This is a genomic window from Caballeronia sp. M1242, from assembly GCF_017220215.1.
GTDB lineage: Bacteria > Pseudomonadota > Gammaproteobacteria > Burkholderiales > Burkholderiaceae > Caballeronia.
The window spans coordinates 304,153-326,350 of record NZ_CP071129.1; the positions used below are offsets into that span (position 1 = coordinate 304,153).

A 22,198-nucleotide genomic window follows, 5' to 3' on the forward strand; every position below is an offset into this window, starting at 1 on the left:
AGCCCTCAAGCCCGCCCGAAACCTGCCGTTATCCGCGTTATCCATCAATCGCGGTGCGAGCCTGCCGGTTCGCGCCGCGCTTTTGCGTGGGCGCGCGCCGGGCATGACGCTCGCGGCGCGGCCACCGCAGCAAAGGAACCGCTTGCCGCTCATGACTCGTTTCCTCTCCGGGCGATTCCTCGTGAACGTCGCCGTCGTGCTGGCCGCGCTGGGCGCGAACGCATTCGTCGCGTGCGAGCGAATCGTCGATCTGCGCGCGACCAACGCCAGCACGCTTCGCTCGATGAACCTTCTGCGCGATCTCGCCGCGTATCGCGGGGCGCTCGGCGAGGCGCTCACGCAGCTGAGCCGGTTCGAGGCGACGGGCATCGCCGAGCCGGCCGCGCAGCACGAAGCGCGCGAGAAGCATCTCGACGCGCTCGAAAGCGGGCTGCGCGCGCAGTTTGCGATGCAACCCGGCGCAGGCGACGCGTTCGATGCGCTCGCCGCGCGCGCGGCCGCCATGCGCTCCGACGCGAATCTGGCCGACGAGCGCACGCGCCGCGCAAGCGCCGATGAATCGCGCGCCTGGGCCGACACCGCGTTCGTGCTGCTCTCCGAAGACCAGCAGGCGCTCGACGATGCGCTCGCGGCGCTGCGAGACCGCATCGACACCGCGACCACGGCGGCGCTCGACCGCTCCGCGCAGGCATCGGGCGGCGCGATGCTGCTGCTCGCGTTCACGATGCTGCTCGGCAGCGGCGCGCTCATCACGCTTTTCGTCACCCACGAGCGTTCGGCGCGCGAGAAGATCGGCGTCGCGCGGGCGAAGCATCGCAGCAACGAGCGCTTTCGCAGCATGTTCGAGGCGCATCCGGTGCCGATGTGGATCGTCGATCGCGATACGATGCGCTTCGTCGCCGTGAACCCGGCGGCGCGCGAGCATTTCGGCTACTCGGAAGCCGAGTTCATGGAGATGACGCTGCGCGATCTGCACGTCGCCGACGACTTCGACCGTTTCGCCGCGCGGCTCGCGCGCAGCGAAGGCGAGACGGGCGAAGCGGGAGAGCGCGCGACGCGCGGCCAGCGCTCGGGCGGCGTGTGGCGTTACCGGCGTCGCGATGGCGCGACCATCAGCGCAGACGTCTCGCATCACGCGCTCACGTATTCGAACCGGCCGGGCCTCTTCATGCTGGCGAACGACGTGACCGACCGCATCAACGCGGAAGCCGAGGCGCGCCGCTCGAACGAGATGCTCGAGACGATCATCGACAACATTCCGCAGCGCGTGTTCTGGAAGGACCGCGATCTGCGCTATCTCGGCTGCAACAACGCGTTCGCCCGCGACGCGGGGCTCGCGTACAACGAGCAGATCGTCGGCAAGACGGATTACGAACTGCCCTGGAGCGCCGCGGCCGACATGATCCGCGCCGACGATCAGGAAGTGGTGCTGACCACCGTGCCGAAGATGCACCACGAGCACGACGTGCTCGTCGGCGACACGCTGCATACGGTCGTCATCAGCAAGCTGCCGCTGATGGACGGCGAAGGCGCGACCATCGGCGTGCTCGGCTCCTATCACGACGTGACCGACCGCAAGCGCGCCGAACTCGCGCTGCGTCTGCAAAGCCGCGCGCTGGATGCGAGCGTGAACGCCATTCTGATCACCGGCGTCGTGAACGGCGCGCACGTGATCGAGTATGCGAATCCGGCGTTCAAGCGCATCACGGGCTACGACCCGAGCGAAGTGATCGGCCGCGATTGCCGCTTCCTGCATGGCCCGGACGGCGAGCAGGAAGGGCTCACGTCGATTCGCCGCGCGCTCGCCGTCAACGCGGAAGCGAGCGTCGTGCTGCGCAACTATCGCAAGGACGGCGGGCTTTTCTGGAATCAGTTGTTCGTCGCGCCCGTGCCGAACGCGCAAGGGCATACGACGCATCACATCGGCATCATCAACGACGTGACCGACCTGATGAACTATCAGGAACAGCTCGAGTATCAGGCGAATTACGACACGCTCACGCGCCTGCCCAACCGCAACCTGCTGCGCGACCGCCTTCAACGTGCAATCGATGAGGCGCGGCGGCGCAACTCGCAAATCGCGGTCGTCTTCATGGACCTCGACGGCTTCAAGAACGTGAACGACAGTCTGGGCCACAGCGTCGGTGACAGGCTGCTCGCGGTGATCGGCGAGCGGCTCGCGCGCTCGGCGCGTGCCGGCGACACGGTGGCGCGTCATGGCGGCGACGAGTTCGTGATCGTGCTGCCGGATCTGGCCGACGAAGCCGCGCTCACCGCGTGGATGGAGCGCACGCGCGCGACGATCTCCGAGCCCATCTGGCTCGACGAAACGGAGCTCTACGTCGGTTGCAGCATGGGCGCGAGCGTCTTCCCGCAAGACGGCGACGACGCCGAAACGGTGCTAAAGAAGGCCGATCTCGCGATGTATCGCGCGAAGGACATGGGCCGCAACACGTATCAGTTCTATCAGCCGGAGATGAACGCGAGCGTCGGCGCGCGGCTGGATATGGAGCGGCGACTGCGGCGCGGGCTGCGCGACGGCGAATTCCTGCTGCACTATCAGCCGCAAGTCGATATGGCGACGGGCGCGATCGTCGGTATCGAGGCGCTGGTGCGCTGGCGCGATCCGGAGCAAGGGCTCGTGTCGCCGGCCGCGTTCATTCCGGTCGCGGAAGAGTGCGGGCTCATTGGGCCGCTGTCGGAATGGGTCTTGCGCGAGGCGTGCCGTCAGAACAAGGCGTGGCAGGACGCCGGGCTGCCGCCCGCGCGCGTGTCGGTGAATCTGTCCGCGCGGCATTTCCAGCAGCGCGATATCGCGACGCTCGTCACGTCCGTGCTCGCGGAAACCGGGCTTGCGCCGCATTATCTGGAGCTCGAGCTGACGGAAAGCGCGATCATGCGCAACGCCGAAGACGCCGTGATGATGCTCTCCGAGCTATCGGCGCTCGGCATCGGTATTGCCATCGACGACTTCGGCACCGGCTATTCGAGCCTGTCGTATCTCAAGCGGTTCCCGGTGCATCGGCTGAAGATCGACCGGTCTTTCGTCGCGGATATCGGCTCGTCGGGCGACGACGAAACGATCACGTCCGCGATCATCGCGCTCGCGCATTCGCTGGAATTGCAGGTGATCGCAGAAGGCGTCGAAACGCCGGCGCAGCACGAATTCCTGCGCGAGCGCGATTGCGACGAGATGCAGGGCTTTCTGTTCTCACGTCCGATGCCGCAGGAAGCCATTCCCGGCTTGCTGCGGCACGGCGTGCTGGTGAACTGAGCGCGCTCAGTCGAGCGGGGGCAAGGCGCGCGGGCGGCGGTCGTGGTCGGTGGCGACATAGGTGAGCGTCGCTTCCGTCACCTTGACGACTTCCTCCGCGAGACTCATGCGCTGCGCGAAGACTTCGACGGAAATGGTGATCGACGTATTGCCGGTCTTCACGATATCCGCGTAGAAGCTCAACAGATCGCCGACGAACACCGGCTGCTTGAAGAGAAACGAATTGACCGCGATGGTCGCGACGCGGCCGTTCGCGCGCCGGCTCGCCGGGATGGAGCCCGCGATGTCGACTTGCGCCATGATCCAGCCGCCGAAGACGTCGCCGTGCACGTTCGCGTCGGCAGGTTGCGGCACCACGCGCAGCGCGACGGGTTTCTGAGGTAGCTTGGAATCTTGCGGCATGAGAGGGTCCCGGTTGACGTCGTCGTTCCGTGCAGAAGGTGGCCGCGAGCGTGGCCGTGGTCCTTCTGCGACAATGCATGAGTTATAAGAATAGACCGCGCCTTGAGCGGCCGGCCTTCGGCAAATTGTACGGGAAGCACGCGGCCGCGTGCGCCCGCTTAAAGACTAGCAAAAGGCGTCCCCGCGCCGCGCGCGACGCGCCGTCTCCACTCGAATACATGCGCCGCTACTCCAACACCGAGCCCGGTCCGGTCGCACAAGGTCCGCGCAACGACTGGCAGACGATCCGCTCGCTGCTGCCTTATCTCACCACTTACAAATGGCGCGTCGCGTTCGCGCTGACGTGCCTGATCGGCGCGAAGGTCGCCAATCTCGGCGTGCCGATCGTGATGAAGCGCATCGTCGATAGCCTCGCCTCGGTGCAGCATCTCACCGCGCTCGGCCGCGCGCACGACGCGCCGGGCATCGTGCTCATCGGCGGCATCGGGCTGCTCGTGATCGCGTATGCGGGCGTGCGGCTGTCGACTTCGCTCTTCACCGAACTGCGCGAACTGCTCTTCGCGAAAGTGACCGAAAGCGCCGTGCGGCAACTTGCGCTGAAGGTGTTCCGCCATCTGCATTCGCTGTCGCTGCGGTTTCATCTGGAGCGGCAGACGGGCGGCATGTCGCGCGATATCGAGCGCGGCACGCGCGGCATTCAGCAACTCGTCTCGTACTCGCTGTACAGCATCTTGCCGACGCTCGTCGAAGTGGGGCTCGTGCTCGCGTTCTTCGTGACGAAGTACGAGGCGTATTACGCGATCGTCACGTTCATCGCGCTGTGCACGTATATCGCATTCACGGTGAAAGTGACGGAGTGGCGCACGCACTATCGACGCACGATGAACGAGCTGGATTCGAAGGCCAATTCGCGCGCCATCGATTCGCTGCTCAACTACGAGACGGTGAAATACTTCGGCAACGAAGAATGGGAAACGCGTCGCTACGACGAGAATTTGCAGCGTTATCGCGCGGCGGCGATCAAATCGCAGCGGTCGCTTTCGATGCTGAACTTCGGGCAGCAGACCATTATCGGCCTCGGGCTCGTGTTCATTCTCTGGCGCGCGACGCAGGGCGTGATGGCGGGGCGGCTAACGCTCGGCGACCTCGTGCTCATCAACACGTTCATGCTGCAGCTTTATATTCCGCTGAATTTTCTCGGCGTGGTGTATCGCGAGTTGAAGCAGGCGCTGACTGACATGGACCGCATGTTCACGCTGCTCGGCGCAGGGCGCGAAGTGCCGGATGCGCCGAATGCGCCGCCGCTCGAAGTGACAGGCGGCGAGGTGCGTTTCGAGAACGTGAGCTTCGCGTATGAGCCCGCGCGGCAGATTCTGCATAACGTCGATTTCACCATCGCGGCAGGCACGACGACCGCTGTCGTCGGCCACAGCGGCTCGGGCAAATCCACGCTCGGGCGGCTGCTCTTTCGCTTCTACGATCTGGACCGCGCGAGCGGCGGGCGCATTGTCATCGACGGGCAGGATATTCGCGACGTGACGCAGGATTCGTTGCGCGCGTCGATCGGCATCGTGCCGCAGGACACCGTGCTCTTCAACGATTCGATCTACTACAACATCGCGTATGGACGGCCTTCCGCGAGCCGCGAAGAAGTGATGGCGGCGGCGCGCGCTGCGCATATTCACGACTTCATCGAGGCGTTGCCGGCGGGTTACGACACGACCGTCGGCGAGCGTGGACTGAAGCTGTCGGGCGGCGAGAAGCAGCGCGTGGCGATTGCGCGCACGCTGTTGAAGAACCCGCCGATCCTCATCTTCGACGAAGCGACCTCCGCGCTGGATTCGAAGTCGGAACGCGCCATTCAGCGCGAACTCGATTCCATCGCCCGCGAGCGGACGACGCTCATCATCGCGCACCGGCTCTCCACCGTCGTGCATGCCGAGCAGATCATCGTGATGGATCATGGACGCGTGGTCGAGCGCGGCACGCACGCGGAGTTGCTCCGGGCGGGCGGACTGTTTGCGCAGATGTGGGCGTTACAGCAGCAGCGGACGGTCGAGCCTGTGGTCGAACGGGATGATGCGGCGAAGGTTTAACCGAAAAGTCTGAAAGTCGCGGTCGCACGGCCGCGGCTAGCCGGAGCTGATATATAGTCTCGCAGAGTTAATTAGTCGTACTGCGGAACAGGCATGGAAAGTTTAAGCATTTGGCACTGGCTCATCGTTATCTTCTTTTGCGTGGTGACCATCTACCCGTACGTGCGCATTGTGAAGCGCACCGGACACTCCGGCTGGTGGGTGCTCACCGGACTGCTGCCTATCGTGAATTTCGTCATGCTATGGGTCTTCGCGTTTGCGCGCTGGCCGGCAATCGAGAGCGATCGCCGGCCCTGAGTTGCCGCATCACTCCATCGCGTGCGCGCCGTTGATCGCGACGGCGTCGTGTCCTTGCGACGACGTTGCCGACCACCGCAGCCATTGCGAACGCAGCAGGAATAGCGCGCCGAACGCGCCCGTCGCGAGCGCGCCGAACGTCGCGAAGCCCATCTGATAGCTGCCGGTGCTTTCCTTCGCGATGCCCATGATGACCGGCAGGTAGAAGCCGCCGATGCCGCCCGCCGCGCCGACGATGCCCGACAGCAGCCCCGTCTTTCCCTTCCAGCGATGCGGCACGAGCTGGAACGTCGAGCCGTTGCCGAGCCCGAACGCGAGATACAGGCACACGAGCAAGCCGAGGCCGCCCGCGACCGGCGGCATCCAGATGGCGAACGCGAAATCGGCGGCGGCGATGACCGCGAGCAGCACGAGCAACGCGCGCACGCCGGTCACGCGATCCGCGACATAGCCGCCGAACGGCCGCACGATCGCGCCGAGAAACGCGAGCAGCGACATGAACAGCCCGGCTTCGAGCTTCGGCATTTGATAGAGCGATGTCAGCAGCAGCGTCACATACGAGGACATGCCGACGAAGCCGCCGAACGTGATGCTGTAGATGAGCATGATGACCCACGTATCGCGTTCGCCCAGCACCGAACGATAGCGGCGCGGCAGCACCGCAATGGCGATGAGCGCGCCGATCACCGGCAGCAGCAGGACGCCCGTGCGTCCCGCGCCGAACACGCCGCCATGCACGGCCAGCACGAGCACGACCAGGCTCACGAGCGTCACCGCGAAGCTGGCGAGCGCGCGCATCGTGCTGCCGGTTTTTTCGCCCGCATCCGACGCCCATGCGAACAGCGCGGCAGCCGTGATCGCGAGCAGCGGCAGCGCGGCGGCGGTCGATAGCTTCCAGCCGAAGGCATCGGCCAGATGCGGAAACAGGAAACCGTCGAGCACCGCGCCGATGTTGCCAGCGGCGGCGAGACCCAGCACGAGCCCTTGCACCTTCGGCGGATAGTTGCTGCCCGCCATCGGCAACGCGACCGCGAAGCTCGCGCCGCCCATGCCGAGAAACACGCCGAGCACGAGCAGGAGCGCATACGACGGCACGCCGGGAACGAGCGGCAGCACGACCGAGGGAATCGACGAGAGCAGCACGCCCATGAGCGCGACGCGGCGGCCATCGGTCGATTGATACAGATTGCCGAGCGTCACGCGCATGATGGCGGCGGCCAGCACCGGCACCGCGACGAGAAAGCCCTGTTGCGCCGCCGACATCGTGATGTCGCGCCCGATGAACGGCGCAAGCGGCCCGTACAACACCCAGACGGTGAAGCCAGTATCGAAGTAGAGAAAGCAGGCGAGAAGCGAGCGCCAGTTGCCGCTCTTGAGCGATGCAATGAGATTGGACATGAGTGTTCCGGGTAGGCGCTGTCGCGCTTATGGCGTGGTGTTCACGGCGGCCCGGATTTTTGCAAGCATCATGCCAATTTGCGCCGATGCCGCGCGCCTCAATGCGGGCGCGGCTCGGCACGCGCAAAACAAGCTAACGCGCCAAGACTGAAGCCGCACCTCGCCCGTGCGGCATGCGTGCGCATGGTGCGGCAGGCCTCGGGTTGAATCATCGGACGCGCCCGCGCCCGCTAAAATGCCTGCTTCCCGCATCCGGCGCGGCACGGCGCGACTCCAGCATGGAACTCAAATGGCTCGAAGACTTCGTTTCGCTCGCGGAGACGCGCAGCTTCAGCCGCTCGGCCGAGCTTCGCCATATCACGCAGCCTGCGTTCTCGCGGCGCATCCAGGCGCTCGAAGCGTGGCTCGGCACTGAACTGATCGACCGTTCCGTCTATCCGACGCGGCTCACGCAAGCCGGGCAGGTGTTCTACGAGCAGGCGCTCGCGATGCTCTCGCAATTCCACGAAGCGCGCACGCTGTTGCGCGGGCAGGGCGGCGCGCCGGCGGCGACCATCGAATTCGCGGTGCCGCACACGCTCTCGCTCACCTACTTTCCGCGCTGGCTGCAACATATCGAGGCGCGGCTCGGACGCATCCGCACGCGGCTGCGCGCGCTCAACGTGCACGACGCGGTGCTCTCGCTCGTCGAAGGCGGCTGCGATCTCGTGATGGGTTATCACCATCCGAGCCATCCGGTCGCGCTCGATCCCGCCCGGTACGACATGCTGACGCTCGGCCTCGAACCGATCAGCCCGTTCTCCGCGCCGAACAAGGCGGGACGCGCGCGCTACACGTTGCCCGCCAGCGCCGATGCGCCCGTGCCGTATCTCTCGTACACGCCCAACGCTTACCTCGGTCGCATGACCGAGGTGATCATCGCGACGGCGCCCGCGCGTCTGCATCTGGACAAAGTGTATGAAACGGATATGGCGGAAGGTCTCAAGGCGATGGCGCTCGCGGGACACGGCGTCGCGTTCCTGCCGCATAGCGCAGTAGAAGATGCGGTCGAGGAAGGCCGGCTCATCCGGCTCGACCGGGGAACGCGGGGCACGCCCGCCGGTCAGTTCACGTTGACGATGGAAATTCGCCTCTATCGCGACAAGATGGCTTCGCAAGGCGACGATCCGCGCCAGGCGCTCGTCCGTGCGCTATGGGACGCAGTCGGTGAAGAACTGCTGAAGGCATCGGCGGAAACGCCCGCCGCGTAATGCTTCCGGAGGTTATGCAAGAAACGCATGATCGGATAAGGAAACGGCATTGGATTTGGAAACGCCGTTTTTCGACAATTGACGTATTCCACAAACCGCTGGAGCATCAATGTCCTCTCCGAAGCTTGACCATGCCATTCCCTCGTATCTGCACGCCGACGATCTCGGCCCGTGGGGGAACTATCTGCGGCAGGTCGATCGCGTGGCGCCGTACCTCGGCTCTCTCTCGCGCTGGCTCGAAACCCTCAAGCGTCCGAAGCGCATTCTGATCGTCGATTGCCCGATCGAGCTGGATAACGGCACGGTCGCGCACTTCGAAGGCTATCGCGTGCAGCACAACACGTCGCGCGGTCCCGGCAAGGGCGGCGTGCGGTATCACCAGGACGTGACGCTTTCCGAAGTCATGGCGCTGTCCGCGTGGATGTCGGTGAAGAACGCGGCGGTGAACGTGCCGTACGGCGGCGCGAAGGGCGGCATCCGCGTCGATCCGCGCACGCTCTCGCGCGGCGAGCTGGAGCGCGTGACGCGCCGCTACACGAGCGAAATCGGCATCATCATCGGGCCGAATACGGACATTCCCGCGCCGGACGTGAACACGAACGAGCAGATCATGGCGTGGATGATGGACACCTACTCCATGAACCAGGGCCAAACGGCAACGGGCGTCGTGACCGGCAAGCCGATCTCGCTCGGCGGCTCGCTCGGCCGCAAGGAAGCGACGGGGCGCGGCGTGTTCGTCGTCGGCACGGAAGCGGCGCGGCGCGTCGGGCTGGAGATCGAAGGCGCGCGCATCGCGGTGCAGGGCTTCGGCAACGTCGGCGGCATCGCGGCGCGTCTTTTCGAAGAAGCGGGCGCGCGCGTGATCGCGGTGCAGGATCACACCGGCACGCTGTATAACTCGAAGGGCATCAATACGGTGGCGCTCGCCGAGCACGTCGCGCAAAACGGCGGTGTCGGCGGTTTCGCGGGCGCGGACCCCGTGTCGAAGGACGAGTTCTGGACCATCGAAAGCGACATCCTGATCCCGGCCGCGCTCGAAGGGCAGATTACCGAGCAGAACGCGCCGAAGATCAAGACGAAGATCATCGTCGAAGGCGCGAACGGACCAACCACGACCGCAGCCGACGACATCCTCCACGACAAGGGCGTGCTCGTCATTCCGGACGTGGTGGCGAACGCCGGCGGCGTGACCGTTTCCTACTTCGAGTGGGTGCAGGACTTCTCGAGCTTCTTCTGGACCGAAGACGAGATCAACCAGCGCCTCGAGCGCGTGATGCGCGAAGCGTTCGCCGCAGTGTGGCAAGTGGCGAGCGAGCAGCAGGTTTCGGTGCGCACGGCGGCGTTCATCGTCGCGTGTACGCGCATTTTGATGGCGCGCGAAATGCGCGGCCTGTACCCCTGATCGCATGCAAAAGCGCGTTCATCGTAAGCGCGGCGAGGCGCGGCGTTGCAGCCGCGCCACCTCCCCATGAAAGTGGCGGCGTTCCCTTGGAACGCCGCCACTTTTTTTATCAAATTCGCGTAATATGCGCGCCTACGCGGAGTTGCACTCGGTTGCACCGGCCCGTCTCTAAAATGCGACGAACTCCGGTTAACGATCATTCTTTCAGAATTATTACCCTGCTAAACTTGGCCCGGTTTTTCGCCACAGGAGATCGAACACATGAAGGTTAAAAAGGCTGCGCTGCTCGTCGCCGCGCTGGGAATTTTCGCCACGGGCGCCTACGCCCAGGACGCGGGCACGCTCAAGAAAATCAAGGATACGGGTGTCATCTCGCTGGGGCATCGCGAATCGTCCATTCCGTTCTCGTACTATGACGACAAGCAGAATGTCGTCGGCTATTCGAACGAGTTCGCGCTGAAGGTCGTCGAGGCGGTCAAGCAGAAGCTCAATATGCCGAACCTGAAGGTGAAGCTGACGCCGGTGACGTCGCAGAACCGCATTCCGCTCGTGCAGAACGGCACCGTCGATATCGAATGCGGCTCGACCACGAACAACGCCGAGCGCCAGCAGCAAGCGGCTTTCTCGAACACGATTTTCGTGATCGGCACGCGTCTCATGACCAAGAAGGATTCCGGCGTAAAGGACTGGGCCGACCTGAAGGGCAAGACCGTCGTGACGACTGCCGGCACCACGTCCGAGCGCCTGCTTCGCAAGATGAATCAGGAAAAGAACATGGGCATGAACATCATCAGCGCGAAGGACCACGGCGAGTCGTTCCTGACGCTGTCGACGGGCCGCGCGGTCGCGTTCATGATGGACGATGCGCTGCTCGCCGGCGAGCGCGCGAAGTCGAACAATCCGGGCGATTTCGTGATCGTCGGCGCGCCGCAATCGCATGAAGCGTACGGCTGCATGATGCGCAAGAACGACCCCGAGTTCAAGAAAGTGGTCGACGACGCGATCGCGAAGGTCGAGACGTCGGGCGAAGCTGACAAGATCTACAAGAAGTGGTTCGAAAGCCCGATTCCTCCGAAGGGGCTCAACCTGAACTTCCCGGAAAGCGAAGACATGAAGGCTCTGTTCAAGAGCCCGAATGACAAGGCAATCGACTAACCGGTTCGGGTAAAGAACGAACGAGACGGAAGGAGCCTTGCTTCTTCCGTTTCTTTTTGGAGTGAGTCCATGTCTTATCACTGGAACTGGGGCGTTCTGCTGAGTCCGGTTTCCACCGGCGAGCCCACCACGTATCTCGGCTGGCTGATTTCAGGCTTCTGGGTGACGATTACCGTGTCGCTCGCGGCCTGGGTCATCGCGCTCGTGGTCGGTTCGTTGTTCGGCATCTTGCGCACGGTCCCGAATCGCACGCTGGCCGGCATCGGCACGGTGTATGTCGCGATCTTCCGCAATATTCCGCTGATCGTGCAGTTCTTCATCTGGTATCTCGTGATACCGGAGCTGCTGCCTGCTTCCATCGGCAACTGGTTCAAGCAACTGCCGCCTTCCGCGCAGTTCTTTTCGTCGTCGATCATCTGTCTCGGGCTTTTCACCGGCGCGCGCGTGTGCGAACAGGTGCGCTCGGGCATCAACGCGTTGCCGCGCGGACAGCGCAACGCCGGCCTCGCGATGGGCTTCACGCAATGGCAGACGTATCGCTACGTGCTGATGCCGGTGGCGTATCGCATCATCGTGCCGCCGCTCACGTCGGAATTTCTGAACGTGTTCAAGAATTCGGCGGTGGCCTCGACCATCGGTCTGCTCGATCTGTCGGCGCAGGCGCGTCAGCTCGTGGACTACACGGCGCAGACCTATGAATCGTTTATCGCGGTGACGCTCGCGTACATGCTCATCAACCTCATCGTGATGCTGCTGATGCGCTGGATCGAAGCGAAAACGCGGCTGCCTGGCTACATCGGAGGCAAGTAATGCATCAGTTCAACTGGAGTGGCGTCATCGGCTCGCTGCCTACGCTGTGGACGGGCGCCATCATCACGCTGCAGATCACGCTGCTCGCCATCGTGATCGGCATCGTGTGGGGGACGGTCATCGCGCTGTTCCGCCTCTCGGGCATCAAGCCGCTGCAATGGTTCGCGGGCGCCTACGTCACGCTGTTCCGCTCCATCCCGCTCGTGATGGTGCTGCTGTGGTTCTTCCTGATCGTGCCGCAGGTGCTGCAGAACGTGCTCGGGCTGTCGGCGGATATCGACATTCGCCTCGCCTCGGCGATGGTCGCGTTTTCGCTGTTCGAAGCCGCGTACTATTCGGAAATCATCCGCGCCGGCATTCAGGCGGTGCCGCGCGGGCAGGTCAACGCGGCGTTCGCGCTCGGCATGACCTACGGCCAGGCGATGAAGCTCGTCGTGCTGCCGCAGGCCTTCCGCGCGATGGTGCCGCTTCTGCTCACGCAGGCGATCGTGCTCTTTCAGGACACGTCGCTCGTCTACGTGATCAGTCTCGCGGACTTCTTCCGCACGGCGACGAACATCGGCGACCGCGACGGCACGACCGTCGAAATGGTGCTGTTCGCCGGGGCATGTTATTTCGTGGTGTGCGTGGTGGCGTCGGCGCTCGTCAAAAGTCTTCAGAAAAAGGTCGCAAGATGATCTCTATCAAGAATGTTTCGAAGTGGTACGGGCAGTTTCAGGTGCTCACCGACTGCACGACCGAAGTGAAGAAGGGCGAAGTGGTCGTCGTCTGCGGGCCGTCGGGGTCGGGCAAGTCGACGCTCATCAAGACCGTCAACGGCCTGGAGCCGTTCCAGAAGGGCGAAATCACCATCAACGGGCAGTCGCTCACGGACAAGAAGACGAATCTGTCGAAGCTGCGCTCGAAGGTCGGCATGGTGTTCCAGCACTTCGAGCTCTTTCCGCATCTGTCGATCGTGCAGAACCTGACGCTCGCGCAGATCAAGGTGCTCGGCCGCTCGAACGACGAAGCGACGCAGAAGGGGCTGAAGCTGCTCGATCGCGTCGGCTTGCGCGCGCATGCGGACAAGTATCCCGGCCAGTTGTCGGGCGGTCAGCAGCAGCGCGTGGCGATTGCGCGCGCGCTTTCGATGGACCCGATCGCGATGCTCTTCGACGAGCCGACTTCCGCGCTCGATCCGGAGATGATTAACGAAGTGCTCGACGTGATGGTGGAGCTCGCGCAGGAAGGCATGACCATGATGTGCGTGACGCACGAGATGGGCTTCGCGAAGAAGGTCGCGCATCGCGTAATCTTCATGGACAAGGGCTTGATCGTGGAGGACGACCAGAAGGACGCGTTCTTTGCAAATCCGAAGTCGGACCGCGCGAAGGACTTCCTCGCGAAGATTCTGCACTGAGCTTTCGCAACGCTACAAAGAAACGCGGCGCTTCTGGGAGGAAGCGCCGCGTTTTTTTATTCGATGCCCAGTTCCGACTCGACTGCCGCCGTCGTGCGGATTTCGTCGATTTTCAGCGCGGACCCGACGCAAGCCTTCGCGAGCGGTTCGGCCGCCTTCTTCGCGACTGCCTCGGGCACCGGAATGTTCAGCGTCCGCGCGAGCGCGCCTTGCTGGAACATCGCGAGATCACCAGGAGCGAAGCGCGTCCAGACTTCGTTATCGGTGAGCGGCGAAGTCGCGATCACGGCGACGCGATCTTCCGGCGTTGTGTACTTCGCGAAGTCGATCGACATGTCCGCGTCGATCAAATGCGCGGTCGAAAACGGCCAGCTGCGCACGAGGTAGTAGAGATGCGTGGAGCAGTGCGAAAACAGCGCCTGCCCGTTCGACATCAGAAAGTTGAACACGCCGTACTGCGTGATCTCGCGCGTGAGCGTGGCGAGCGCCTCGAAGAGTTCGTCGAGCGGCGGCTGCGAGCACGGAAACGCGGTGCGCAAGCCTTGCAGCAGCGCGCAAAACGCGAGTTCGCTGTCGGTAGTGCCGACCGGCTGATAGACGCCAGTGAGTTGCGGCGCGTGGCCGTTCAGATCGCCGTTATGCGCGAAGATCCAGTGCCGGCCCCACAACTCGCGCATGAACGGGTGGCAGTTCTCCAGAAGGATATGCCCTTGCGTCGCCTTGCGAATATGCGCGATGGTGTTCTTCGACTTGATCGGATACCGCTTGACCATCTCGGCGAGCGGCGAACTCGCCGACGACTGATGATCGATGAAGAGCCGGCACGCTTTGTCCTCGAAGAAAGCGATGCCCCAGCCATCCGCGTGATGATCGGTCATTCCGCCGCGCGCCGCGAAACCGGTGAACGAGAACGTCACGTCGGTCGGTTCGGCGCAATTCATTCCGAGAAGTTGGCACATGTTGCTCGATGCGGCGGGCCGAAGCCCTGAAGTCGGGTTGTTACAATACGTCCGACAAGCATATCACCGGGGCATTCCCGAAAAAATCGAAGGCCGTCCCCGGTTGGCGGCCCGTTGTGGAATTTCCACGGCGATTTTTTCCGGCCGTGCGCTTCTCGGCTGCGCAATTCCTTGCTTGCGGTTCGCTTTCTCTTAACGTCCTTGCCGTCATCACGCCATGTCCGCTACTTCCGCATCGCCCGATTCGCCTACGACCCTGACCCTGGCGCGCCCCGACGACTGGCACTTGCACGTGCGCGATGGCGCGACGCTCGCCGCGGTGCTTCCGCATACCGCGCGCCAGTTCGGCCGGGCGATCATCATGCCGAATCTGAAGCCGCCGGTGACGACGACCGAAATGGCCGCTGCTTACCGCGAGCGAATTCTGGCGGCATTGCCGAAGGAGGGCGCGGGCGCGCGCTTCGAGCCGCTGATGACGCTCTATCTGACCGACAACACGCCGCCCGACGAGATCCGCCGCGCGAAAGACAGCGGCTTCGTGCACGGCGTGAAGCTGTACCCGGCCGGCGCGACGACGAATTCCGACGCGGGCGTGACGGATCTGCTCGGCAAGTGCGCGAAAACGCTCGAAGCGATGCAGGAAGTCGGCATGCCGCTCTTGACGCACGGCGAGGTGACGGATAGCGACATCGACGTGTTCGATCGCGAGAAAGTGTTCATCGACCGCGTGATGACGCCGCTGCGCCGCGATTTCCCCGCGCTCAAGGTCGTCTTCGAGCACATCACGACAAAAGACGCCGCCGACTACGTGCGCGACGCGCAAGGCACGATCGGCGCGACGATCACCGCGCATCACCTGCTGTACAACCGCAACGCGATGCTCGTCGGCGGCATCCGCCCGCACTATTACTGCTTGCCTGTGATCAAGCGCGAGACGCATCGCGTGGCGTTGGTCGAGGCGGCGACGTCCGGCAATCCGCGCTTTTTCCTCGGCACGGACAGCGCGCCGCATCCGAAGGGGCTGAAGGAGCATGCGTGCGGCTGCGCGGGCTGCTACACGGCGCTGCACGCGCTGGAACTCTATGCCGAAGCCTTCGACAAGGCCGGCGCGCTCGACAAGCTCGAAGGCTTCGCCAGTTTCCACGGCGCGGATTTCTACGGCCTGCCGCGCAGCGCGGAGACGGTGACGCTCGAGCGCGCGTCCTGGACGCTGCCCGCCGAGTTCGCCGCGGGCGATTCGCAGATCGTCCCGTTGCGCGGCGGCGAGTCGATCGGCTGGCGGTTCGTGGAATCCGCCTGACGGTAGCCGCAGTGTCCGCGCGTTTCGACGAGATCGACTGGACGCGCCCGTGGCTTGCGCCGCTCGCGTCGCGCGGCGAACGCTGGCAGGCGGCAGCGCTCGATGGTCCGACGCGCTATCTCGAAGCACTGAACGACGACGCCGCGCAAGCCGCGCTCGCCACCGGGCGCGGCCGGCCGCTCGCATTCGTCGCGCAGGAATCGCTGCCGAAGGGCGCGTCGTACGAGGCGCATATCGCCACGACCGGCTGCGTGCCGACGCGCCACAATCTCCACGATTTCTTCAACGGCCTGATGTGGTTCGCGTATCCGCGCATCAAGGCGGCGCTCAACGCGCGTCAGGCGGAGCAGATCGACGCGCTCGGCATCGGCCCGACGCGCGGCGGCGTGCGCGATGCGCTCACGCTCTTCGACGAAAACGCGGTGCTGTTCGCGTGCGCCGACCCATCGCTCGCCGATGCGCTGCGCCGCTTCGACTGGCGCGAGCTGTTTATCGCGGAACGCGCGTCGTGGAGCAGCCGGTGCGAGGCGCGCATCTTCGGCCACGCGTTGCTCGAAAAGCTCGTCGCGCCATACAAGGCGTGCACGGGGCACGCGTGGATCGTGGACGTGCCGGCCGCCTATTTTTCAATGGACGATGCCGCCCGCCGCTCCATTCTCGACGATCTCGTTTCGCGCAGCCTGATGGCCGAACCGCTCGCGAGCCGCGCATTCGCGCCGCTGCCCGTGCTAGGCGTGCCCGGCTGGTGCGAAGCGAACGCGGACGCCGCGTTCTACGACGACCCGTCTGTCTTCCGTCCCGGCCGGCGCATCGCGGCGGGCGCCGCGAAGCACGCGAAAGCCGCATGTTAAAATCCATGCCGCAAAGCAGGCCAGGCAGTCGCGGCTTCGGCGCTTAACAGCGTCGAGGGCGAGGAAAGTCCGGACTCCACAGGGCAGGGTGATGGCTAACGGCCATCCGTGGCAACACGCGGAACAGGGCAACAGAAAGCAAACCGCCGATGGCTTCGGACGCGAGTCCGGAGATCAGGTAAGGGTGAAACGGTGCGGTAAGAGCGCACCGCGGCCGTCGCGAGACGTGCCGGCACGGTAACCTCCACCCGGAGCAATTCCAAATAGGCAGGCGCGCATCTTCGCGATGCAGGACGGTGCCCCCGTTCGTCTGCGGGTAGGAAGCTCGAGCGCGTCAGCAATGGCGCGCCTAGAGGAATGGCTGCCACGCGCGTTCGCCTTCGGGCGGCGCGCGCACAGAATCCGGCTTATCGGCCCGCTTTGTCGTCATTCAAAAGAAAGAGCCGGCGTCTTGCCTGACGCCGGCTCTTTTTTGCGACGCGCTTAACGTTCGACGATGTCGAACGAATGCGTGAGTTCCGCCGTCTTGGCGAGCATGATCGACGCCGAGCAATACTTGTCGTGCGACAGATTGATGGCGCGTTCCACCGTCGCGGGATTCAGGTTCTTGCCCGTGACCGTGAAGTGGAAGTGGATCTTGGTGAACACCTTCGGGTCTTCGCTTGCGCGCTCGGCCTTGAGCGTCACCGAGCAGCCTTCGATTTCCTGGCGGCTTTTCTTCAGAATCATCACGACGTCGTACGCGGTGCAGCCGCCGGTGCCGAGCAGAACCATCTCCATCGGACGCGGCGCGAGATTGCGGCCGCCGCCTTCCGGCGCGCCGTCCATGTTGACGAGATGACCGCTGCCGGTTTCGGCGGCGAACGCCATGCCGTCCTGTCCCATCCAGCTCACTTTGCATTCCATGCTCAGGCTCCGCCCGCTTGACGCGTTGTAGACAGCTTTCATTGTAGCGGTTCATCGGACGGTCATCGCAGACCGAGTTCGCGCATTCTCCGATTGACGCGGGCGGGCACCCGGAATCCGATTAACCACGCGCGCCGTGTTGATGGTCGGAGATTTCGCCGGAAGCACCACATCGCGCCCTGGCGTCAGAAAATGCGCACACCGCATTATGAAATTCGCTCTCATGATGCGAATCTTCTTGCTTTGCAGCATGACCGTGCCTATACTCAGGCCATTGGTTGTCGCAGTTGCGAACCTACAGCGTCTCCTCCACCTCCTCCTAGGTGGATTGAGCCCGAGCTACGAATGCTCGGGCTTTTTTTCGCTCGGAGAGCCGCGCGCCGCCCCAAATTGGCTGCGGAATGCCGCAAGCCTTTGACGCAACGAGCGTTTTCCCGCTATACTTCAAAGTTCTCTTCGTCACACGCCCGCGGAGAGAAGTCAGGGAGAGCCTGCACGCGCAAGGAAAGTCATTTAGCGCACTCATATAAGCAGGACCGAACAAGGTAAAGAGCAAAGGGCAGATTAATTTTTGGATCGATCATGAAGACGTTTTCCGCAAAAGCCGAAGAGGTGACGCGCGAATGGTACGTGATTGACGCGACGGATAAGGTTCTCGGCCGTGTCGCCAGCGAAGTGGCACGCCGTCTTCGCGGCAAGCATAAGCCTGAATTCACTCCGCACGTCGACACCGGTGATTACATCATCGTCGTCAATGCCGGCAAGCTGAAGGTCACCGGCAACAAGACCACGGACAAGAAGTACTACCGTCACTCGGGCTACCCGGGCGGCATCTATGAAACGACGTTCGGCAAGATGCAAGAGCGTTTCCCGGGCCGCGCGCTCGAGAAGGCTGTGAAGGGCATGCTGCCGAAGGGCCCGCTCGGCTACGCGATGATCAAGAAGCTGAAGGTCTACGCTGAAGCCACGCATCCGCACACGGCTCAACAGCCCAAGTCGCTCGAGATCTAAGGGAGCCCACATGATCGGTAACTGGAACTACGGTACGGGCCGCCGCAAGAGCGCCGTCGCTCGTGTCTTCATCAAGTCGGGCAAGGGCGAGATCATCGTCAACGGCAAGCCCATCGCCGACTATTTCTCGCGCGAAACGTCGCTGATGATCGTGCGTCAACCGCTGGAACTCACGAACCACGCCACCACGTTCGACATCAAGGTCAACGTGAACGGCGGCGGCGAAACGGGTCAGGCAGGCGCGGTCCGCCACGGCATCACCCGTGCGCTGATGGACTACGACGCAACGCTCAAGTCGCAACTGTCGAATGCTGGCTTCGTCACGCGTGACGCGCGTGAAGTGGAACGTAAGAAGGTCGGTTTCCACAAGGCACGCCGCAGGAAGCAATTCTCGAAGCGTTAATCGCTTCGGGTTTCGCCGGTTCTGCCGGCGAAGCTGCTGCGAAAGCCGCCGCACTGCAAGGTGCCGGCGGCTTTTTCTTTTTTCCGCGTTTGCCCGAATCAGTCGAATTTGCATATAGCCTCTTGATTTCATGGGCTTTCGGCACGATTTTGAGATCAGCCCTACAATAGCGGCTAGAAGCTAAATTGGAGAGTTCAATGAGCGCAGTCAGCGACACCCCCACGACCGAAATGCCGATGCCCTTCGTCTTCACCGACGCTGCGGCCGACAAGGTCAAGCAATTGATCGACGAAGAAGGCAATCCGGATCTGAAGCTGCGCGTGTTCGTGCAAGGCGGCGGATGCTCGGGCTTCCAGTACGGTTTCACGTTCGACGAAGAAATCAACGAAGACGATACCGTGATGGACAAGAGCGGCGTGCAGCTGCTCGTCGATTCGATGAGCTACCAGTACCTCGTCGGCGCGGAAATCGACTATAAGGACGATCTCAACGGCGCGCAGTTCGTGATCAAGAATCCGAACGCGACGACGACGTGCGGTTGCGGTTCGTCGTTCTCGGTCTGAGCGCGGATCGAGCGGTTGTGGAAAAACGGAGCCTTCGGGCTCCGTTTTTCGTTGTTGAGCCTCAAAAACGCTTAGCGCGGGTAAATCGCGCCCAGGACGCGCTCGCCGGCCGCGCCCGTCACCGACGCGAGATTGCCGGGCTCGCGCGCCACGCAGCGCATCGCGAGCCACGCGAATGCGAACGCTTCGACTTGCTGCGGCGGCACGCCGAGCGCCTCGGTGGTCATGACGGGCACGCCCGAGACGCCGGTTTCATCGAGCGCCTGTTGCAGCATCTGCATCAGCACGGGATTGCGCGCACCGCCGCCGCACACGTAGACCGCGCGGGCGTCGGACGCGTGGCGCTCTATCTCGCGCGCGACCGTCACGGCCGTGAGCGCGGTGAGCGTCGCTTGCACGTCAGCGGGGGCGAGTGCGGCGAACGGCGCGAGCTTCGCATCGAGCCACGCCGGATTGAACAGATCGCGGCCCGTGCTTTTGGGCGGCGCTTCCTCGAAAAACGGCTCGTCGAGCAGCGCATTGAGCAGCGGTCGATTCACCTCGCCGCGCGCCGCGAACTTTCCGCCGTCGTCGTACGGTTTGTTCAGATGCCGGTGCGCCCATTCATCCAGCAACGCGTTCGCCGGGCCGCAATCGAAGCCGCGCACCGCGCCGCTCGCCGCCAGCACCGTGATATTGCTGATGCCGCCGAGATTGCAGACGACGCGCGTCTCGTTCTTCGCGCCGAATACGGTCGCGTGAAACGCCGGCACGAGCGGCGCGCCCTGACCGCCGGCGGCGACGTCGCGGCTGCGAAAATCCGCGATCACGTCGATATTCGTCATTTCCGCGAGCAACGCGGGATTGTTGATCTGCCGCGTGTATCCCTTCTCCGGTCGATGCCGCACCGTTTGGCCGTGTACGCCGATCGCGCGTACCTTCGTCGACGAATAGCCGCTCACGCTCTGCAACTCGTGGCAGCAGACGGCGTAGCGCGTGGCGAGCGCATTGCCGGCGAGCGCCTCGCGTTCCAGTTCGTTGTCGCCGGGCGCCTGCAGCGCGAAAAGCGCGTCGCGCAGGCCCTCGGAAAAGGACACGTGCGCCTCGCCGAGCACGACCGGCGGTTTGCCCGCGGCGAACTGCACCGCGACGCCATCGACGCCGTCCATGCTCGTGCCCGACATCAGGCCGAAGTACACGCCGTCTGCTTTGCCGGGTTCGATTGCTTCGGCTTTTTTTCCCACGTTTCCCTCCTCGTCGATGCTCGTCGGTGCTCCCCATCAACGCGGGATTATCCGCGCATCCGAGCCGATCGTTAAGGTGCAGCCACCGCCTACGCCGTCGCCGACTATCCGCGCGCCGCCGAACGGACCGAATGCGTGCCTCATCGCGTAAAATCGTGAGCCTGAACAAGCCATTGCGCAGCGCGCGAAGCCGTTCATATGGCGCCATCGCATCTCTCTCACATCACAAGCCGCAAGCATGACCACTGACTCCAACGCTTCTTCCGCGCCGCCGCGCGAGGCCTTTCCGATCACCGACGACGTGCGCGCCGCCCTCGCGATCGCCAAACGCGGCTGCGACGAACTGCTGATCGAAGACGAGTTCGCGCAGAAGCTCGCACGGAGCGCCGCGACGGGCAAGCCGTTGCGCATCAAGCTCGGGCTGGACCCGACCGCGCCGGACATCCACATCGGCCATACGGTGGTGCTCAACAAGATGCGCCAGTTGCAGGACCTCGGGCATCAGGTCATTTTCCTGATCGGCGATTTCACGTCGTTGATCGGCGATCCGTCCGGCCGCAACGCCACGCGCCCGCCGCTCACGCGCGAGCAGATCGAAATGAACGCGAAGACGTATTTCGAACAGGCGTCGCTGGTGCTCGACCGCGAGAAAACCGAGATTCGCTACAACAGCGAATGGTCGATGCCGCTCGGCGCGGACGGCATGATCAAGCTGGCCTCGCGTTACACCGTGGCGCGCATACTCGAACGTGAAGATTTCACCAAGCGTTTCCAGAGCGGCGTGCCCATCTCGATTCACGAATTCCTCTATCCGCTGATGCAGGGCTACGACTCGGTCGCGCTCAACGCCGACCTCGAACTCGGCGGCACGGATCAGAAGTTCAACCTGCTCGTCGGCCGCGAATTGCAGAAGCAATACGGCCAGGAGCAGCAATGCATTCTGACGATGCCGCTGCTCGAAGGGCTCGACGGCGTCGAAAAGATGTCGAAGTCGAAGCACAACTACGTCGGCATCAGCGAGAAGCCGACCGAGATGTTCGGCAAGCTGATGAGCATTTCGGACGTGCTCATGTGGCGTTACTTCGAACTGCTGTCGTTCCGCAGCATGGAAGAGATCGCGCGCTTCAAGCAGGAAGCGGAAGGCGGCCGCAATCCGCGCGACTTCAAGGTGATGCTCGCGCAGGAAATCGTCGCGCGGTTCCATTCGCCGGCGGACGCCGAGCGCGCGCTCGAAGACTTCAACCATCGCGCGAAGGGCGGCGTGCCGGACGATATTCCGACCGTGACGCTCGCGGGCGCGCCGCTTGCCATCGGCCAGTTGCTGAAGCAGGCCGGGCTCGTGCCGTCTACCAGCGAGGCGCTGCGCAACATCGAGCAGGGCGGCGTGAAGATCGACGGCGCGACGGTGTCCGACAAGGGCTTGAAGGTCGAGCCGGGCGAGTTCGTCGTGCAGGTGGGCAAGCGCCGCTTCGCGCGCATCACGCTGACGGCGTAAGCGG

General features: G+C 63.7%; 20 protein-coding genes and 1 other RNA gene. 16 read left to right on the forward strand and 5 right to left on the reverse strand.

Translation table 11 applies throughout. From position 1 onward, the window contains the following. Window positions 1-151: 151 nt before the first annotated feature. Window positions 152-3,274 (forward strand): EAL domain-containing protein, encoded by a 3,123-nt coding sequence (locus JYK05_RS01460; protein WP_206467492.1) that lies wholly within the window; start codon window positions 152-154, stop codon window positions 3,272-3,274. Window positions 3,275-3,280: 6 nt separating this feature from the next. Here the strand turns inward: JYK05_RS01460 and JYK05_RS01465 are convergent, their stop codons facing one another. Then, complete coding sequence (locus tag JYK05_RS01465; RefSeq protein ID WP_175939432.1) at window positions 3,281-3,676, reverse strand: acyl-CoA thioesterase; 396 nt, start codon at window positions 3,674-3,676, stop codon at window positions 3,281-3,283. A gap of 218 nt (window positions 3,677-3,894) precedes the next feature. Between JYK05_RS01465 and JYK05_RS01470 the strand changes: the two genes are divergently transcribed. Both JYK05_RS01470 and JYK05_RS01475 read left to right on the forward strand, forming a co-directional pair. Beyond that, window positions 3,895-5,772 carry an ABC transporter ATP-binding protein/permease gene (locus tag JYK05_RS01470; protein WP_206467493.1) on the forward strand — a complete coding sequence of 626 codons (1,878 nt, stop codon included), beginning with the start codon at window positions 3,895-3,897 and terminating at the stop codon, window positions 5,770-5,772. A 93-nt stretch (window positions 5,773-5,865) separates the two neighbouring features. Continuing rightward, window positions 5,866-6,069: a hypothetical protein gene (locus JYK05_RS01475; RefSeq protein ID WP_175939434.1), complete on the forward strand. Its 204-nt coding sequence runs from the start codon at window positions 5,866-5,868 to the stop codon at window positions 6,067-6,069. Window positions 6,070-6,078: 9 nt separating this feature from the next. Here the strand turns inward: JYK05_RS01475 and JYK05_RS01480 are convergent, their stop codons facing one another. Then, complete coding sequence (locus tag JYK05_RS01480; RefSeq protein WP_206467494.1) at window positions 6,079-7,467, reverse strand: MFS transporter; 1,389 nt, start codon at window positions 7,465-7,467, stop codon at window positions 6,079-6,081. A gap of 278 nt (window positions 7,468-7,745) precedes the next feature. Between JYK05_RS01480 and JYK05_RS01485 the strand changes: the two genes are divergently transcribed. From JYK05_RS01485 to JYK05_RS01510, 6 genes are all read left to right on the forward strand, one after another. After that, window positions 7,746-8,717, forward strand: a complete 972-nt coding sequence (locus tag JYK05_RS01485) for a LysR substrate-binding domain-containing protein (protein ID WP_206467495.1) — start codon at window positions 7,746-7,748, stop codon at window positions 8,715-8,717. A 109-nt stretch (window positions 8,718-8,826) separates the two neighbouring features. After that, window positions 8,827-10,119 (forward strand): Glu/Leu/Phe/Val dehydrogenase, encoded by a 1,293-nt coding sequence (locus JYK05_RS01490; RefSeq protein ID WP_175939437.1) that lies wholly within the window; start codon window positions 8,827-8,829, stop codon window positions 10,117-10,119. A 261-nt stretch (window positions 10,120-10,380) separates the two neighbouring features. Then, complete coding sequence (locus JYK05_RS01495; RefSeq protein ID WP_206467496.1) at window positions 10,381-11,274, forward strand: glutamate/aspartate ABC transporter substrate-binding protein; 894 nt, start codon at window positions 10,381-10,383, stop codon at window positions 11,272-11,274. A 69-nt stretch (window positions 11,275-11,343) separates the two neighbouring features. Further along, window positions 11,344-12,084, forward strand: a complete 741-nt coding sequence (locus JYK05_RS01500) for an amino acid ABC transporter permease (RefSeq protein ID WP_206467497.1) — start codon at window positions 11,344-11,346, stop codon at window positions 12,082-12,084. Next, window positions 12,084-12,761: a glutamate/aspartate ABC transporter permease GltK gene (gene gltK, locus JYK05_RS01505; protein ID WP_175939440.1), complete on the forward strand. Its 678-nt coding sequence runs from the start codon at window positions 12,084-12,086 to the stop codon at window positions 12,759-12,761. Before JYK05_RS01500 ends, gltK begins: the two co-directional genes overlap by 1 nt. Then, a complete protein-coding gene (locus JYK05_RS01510) occupies window positions 12,758-13,483 on the forward strand; it encodes an amino acid ABC transporter ATP-binding protein (protein WP_040052979.1) in 726 nt (241 codons plus the stop codon). Before gltK ends, JYK05_RS01510 begins: the two co-directional genes overlap by 4 nt. A gap of 56 nt (window positions 13,484-13,539) precedes the next feature. Here the strand turns inward: JYK05_RS01510 and JYK05_RS01515 are convergent, their stop codons facing one another. Then, window positions 13,540-14,442 (reverse strand): class II glutamine amidotransferase, encoded by a 903-nt coding sequence (locus JYK05_RS01515; protein WP_175939441.1) that lies wholly within the window; start codon window positions 14,440-14,442, stop codon window positions 13,540-13,542. A 217-nt stretch (window positions 14,443-14,659) separates the two neighbouring features. Between JYK05_RS01515 and pyrC the strand changes: the two genes are divergently transcribed. The 3 genes from pyrC to rnpB all read left to right on the forward strand — a co-directional run bounded on the left by pyrC (window position 14,660) and on the right by rnpB (window position 17,019). Continuing rightward, a complete protein-coding gene (gene pyrC, locus JYK05_RS01520) occupies window positions 14,660-15,742 on the forward strand; it encodes a dihydroorotase (RefSeq protein WP_206467499.1) in 1,083 nt (360 codons plus the stop codon). 11 nt (window positions 15,743-15,753) lie between these two features. Further along, a complete protein-coding gene (locus tag JYK05_RS01525; RefSeq protein WP_206467501.1) occupies window positions 15,754-16,593 on the forward strand; it encodes a DUF3025 domain-containing protein in 840 nt (279 codons plus the stop codon). 12 nt (window positions 16,594-16,605) lie between these two features. Beyond that, window positions 16,606-17,019, forward strand: an RNA gene (gene rnpB, locus JYK05_RS01530) — RNase P RNA component class A. A gap of 57 nt (window positions 17,020-17,076) precedes the next feature. Here the strand turns inward: rnpB and JYK05_RS01535 are convergent. Beyond that, a complete protein-coding gene (locus JYK05_RS01535) occupies window positions 17,077-17,499 on the reverse strand; it encodes an OsmC family protein (RefSeq protein WP_159835228.1) in 423 nt (140 codons plus the stop codon). Window positions 17,500-18,081: 582 nt separating this feature from the next. Here JYK05_RS01535 and rplM point away from each other — a divergent pair. The 3 genes from rplM to erpA all read left to right on the forward strand — a co-directional run bounded on the left by rplM (window position 18,082) and on the right by erpA (window position 19,476). Then, complete coding sequence (gene rplM / locus JYK05_RS01540) at window positions 18,082-18,510, forward strand: 50S ribosomal protein L13 (protein WP_159835229.1); 429 nt, start codon at window positions 18,082-18,084, stop codon at window positions 18,508-18,510. Between the two features lie 10 nt (window positions 18,511-18,520). Beyond that, the gene (rpsI, locus tag JYK05_RS01545) at window positions 18,521-18,913 is read left to right on the forward strand and encodes a 30S ribosomal protein S9 (RefSeq protein WP_008351569.1); all 393 of its coding nucleotides are present in this window, start codon (window positions 18,521-18,523) and stop codon (window positions 18,911-18,913) included. 197 nt (window positions 18,914-19,110) lie between these two features. Continuing rightward, window positions 19,111-19,476 carry an iron-sulfur cluster insertion protein ErpA gene (gene erpA, locus JYK05_RS01550; protein WP_175939444.1) on the forward strand — a complete coding sequence of 122 codons (366 nt, stop codon included), beginning with the start codon at window positions 19,111-19,113 and terminating at the stop codon, window positions 19,474-19,476. A 71-nt stretch (window positions 19,477-19,547) separates the two neighbouring features. On the opposite strand, the gene JYK05_RS01555 is transcribed toward erpA, so the two are convergent. Continuing rightward, a complete protein-coding gene (locus JYK05_RS01555) occupies window positions 19,548-20,678 on the reverse strand; it encodes an anhydro-N-acetylmuramic acid kinase (protein WP_175940586.1) in 1,131 nt (376 codons plus the stop codon). A 259-nt stretch (window positions 20,679-20,937) separates the two neighbouring features. On the opposite strand from JYK05_RS01555, the gene tyrS reads away from it, so the two are divergent. Beyond that, on the forward strand, window positions 20,938-22,194 hold the full coding sequence (gene tyrS, locus JYK05_RS01560; RefSeq protein ID WP_206467502.1) for a tyrosine--tRNA ligase: 1,257 nt from the start codon (window positions 20,938-20,940) through the stop codon (window positions 22,192-22,194). Window positions 22,195-22,198 lie beyond the last annotated feature (4 nt).

Bases quoted from the DNA above. Each gene is read 5' to 3' on its own strand.
- JYK05_RS01460 (WP_206467492.1), top strand. From the start codon at position 152: ATGACTCGTTTCCTCTCCGGGCGATTCCTCGTGAACGTCGCCGTCGTG.
- JYK05_RS01465 (WP_175939432.1), bottom strand. From the start codon at position 3,676: ATGCCGCAAGATTCCAAGCTACCTCAGAAACCCGTCGCGCTGCGCGTG.
- JYK05_RS01470 (WP_206467493.1), top strand. From the start codon at position 3,895: ATGCGCCGCTACTCCAACACCGAGCCCGGTCCGGTCGCACAAGGTCCG.
- JYK05_RS01475 (WP_175939434.1), top strand. From the start codon at position 5,866: ATGGAAAGTTTAAGCATTTGGCACTGGCTCATCGTTATCTTCTTTTGC.
- JYK05_RS01480 (WP_206467494.1), bottom strand. From the start codon at position 7,467: ATGTCCAATCTCATTGCATCGCTCAAGAGCGGCAACTGGCGCTCGCTT.
- JYK05_RS01485 (WP_206467495.1), top strand. From the start codon at position 7,746: ATGGAACTCAAATGGCTCGAAGACTTCGTTTCGCTCGCGGAGACGCGC.
- JYK05_RS01490 (WP_175939437.1), top strand. From the start codon at position 8,827: ATGTCCTCTCCGAAGCTTGACCATGCCATTCCCTCGTATCTGCACGCC.
- JYK05_RS01495 (WP_206467496.1), top strand. From the start codon at position 10,381: ATGAAGGTTAAAAAGGCTGCGCTGCTCGTCGCCGCGCTGGGAATTTTC.
- JYK05_RS01500 (WP_206467497.1), top strand. From the start codon at position 11,344: ATGTCTTATCACTGGAACTGGGGCGTTCTGCTGAGTCCGGTTTCCACC.
- gltK (WP_175939440.1), top strand. From the start codon at position 12,084: ATGCATCAGTTCAACTGGAGTGGCGTCATCGGCTCGCTGCCTACGCTG.
- JYK05_RS01510 (WP_040052979.1), top strand. From the start codon at position 12,758: ATGATCTCTATCAAGAATGTTTCGAAGTGGTACGGGCAGTTTCAGGTG.
- JYK05_RS01515 (WP_175939441.1), bottom strand. From the start codon at position 14,442: ATGTGCCAACTTCTCGGAATGAATTGCGCCGAACCGACCGACGTGACG.
- pyrC (WP_206467499.1), top strand. From the start codon at position 14,660: ATGTCCGCTACTTCCGCATCGCCCGATTCGCCTACGACCCTGACCCTG.
- JYK05_RS01535 (WP_159835228.1), bottom strand. From the start codon at position 17,499: ATGGAATGCAAAGTGAGCTGGATGGGACAGGACGGCATGGCGTTCGCC.
- rplM (WP_159835229.1), top strand. From the start codon at position 18,082: ATGAAGACGTTTTCCGCAAAAGCCGAAGAGGTGACGCGCGAATGGTAC.
- rpsI (WP_008351569.1), top strand. From the start codon at position 18,521: ATGATCGGTAACTGGAACTACGGTACGGGCCGCCGCAAGAGCGCCGTC.
- erpA (WP_175939444.1), top strand. From the start codon at position 19,111: ATGAGCGCAGTCAGCGACACCCCCACGACCGAAATGCCGATGCCCTTC.
- tyrS (WP_206467502.1), top strand. From the start codon at position 20,938: ATGACCACTGACTCCAACGCTTCTTCCGCGCCGCCGCGCGAGGCCTTT.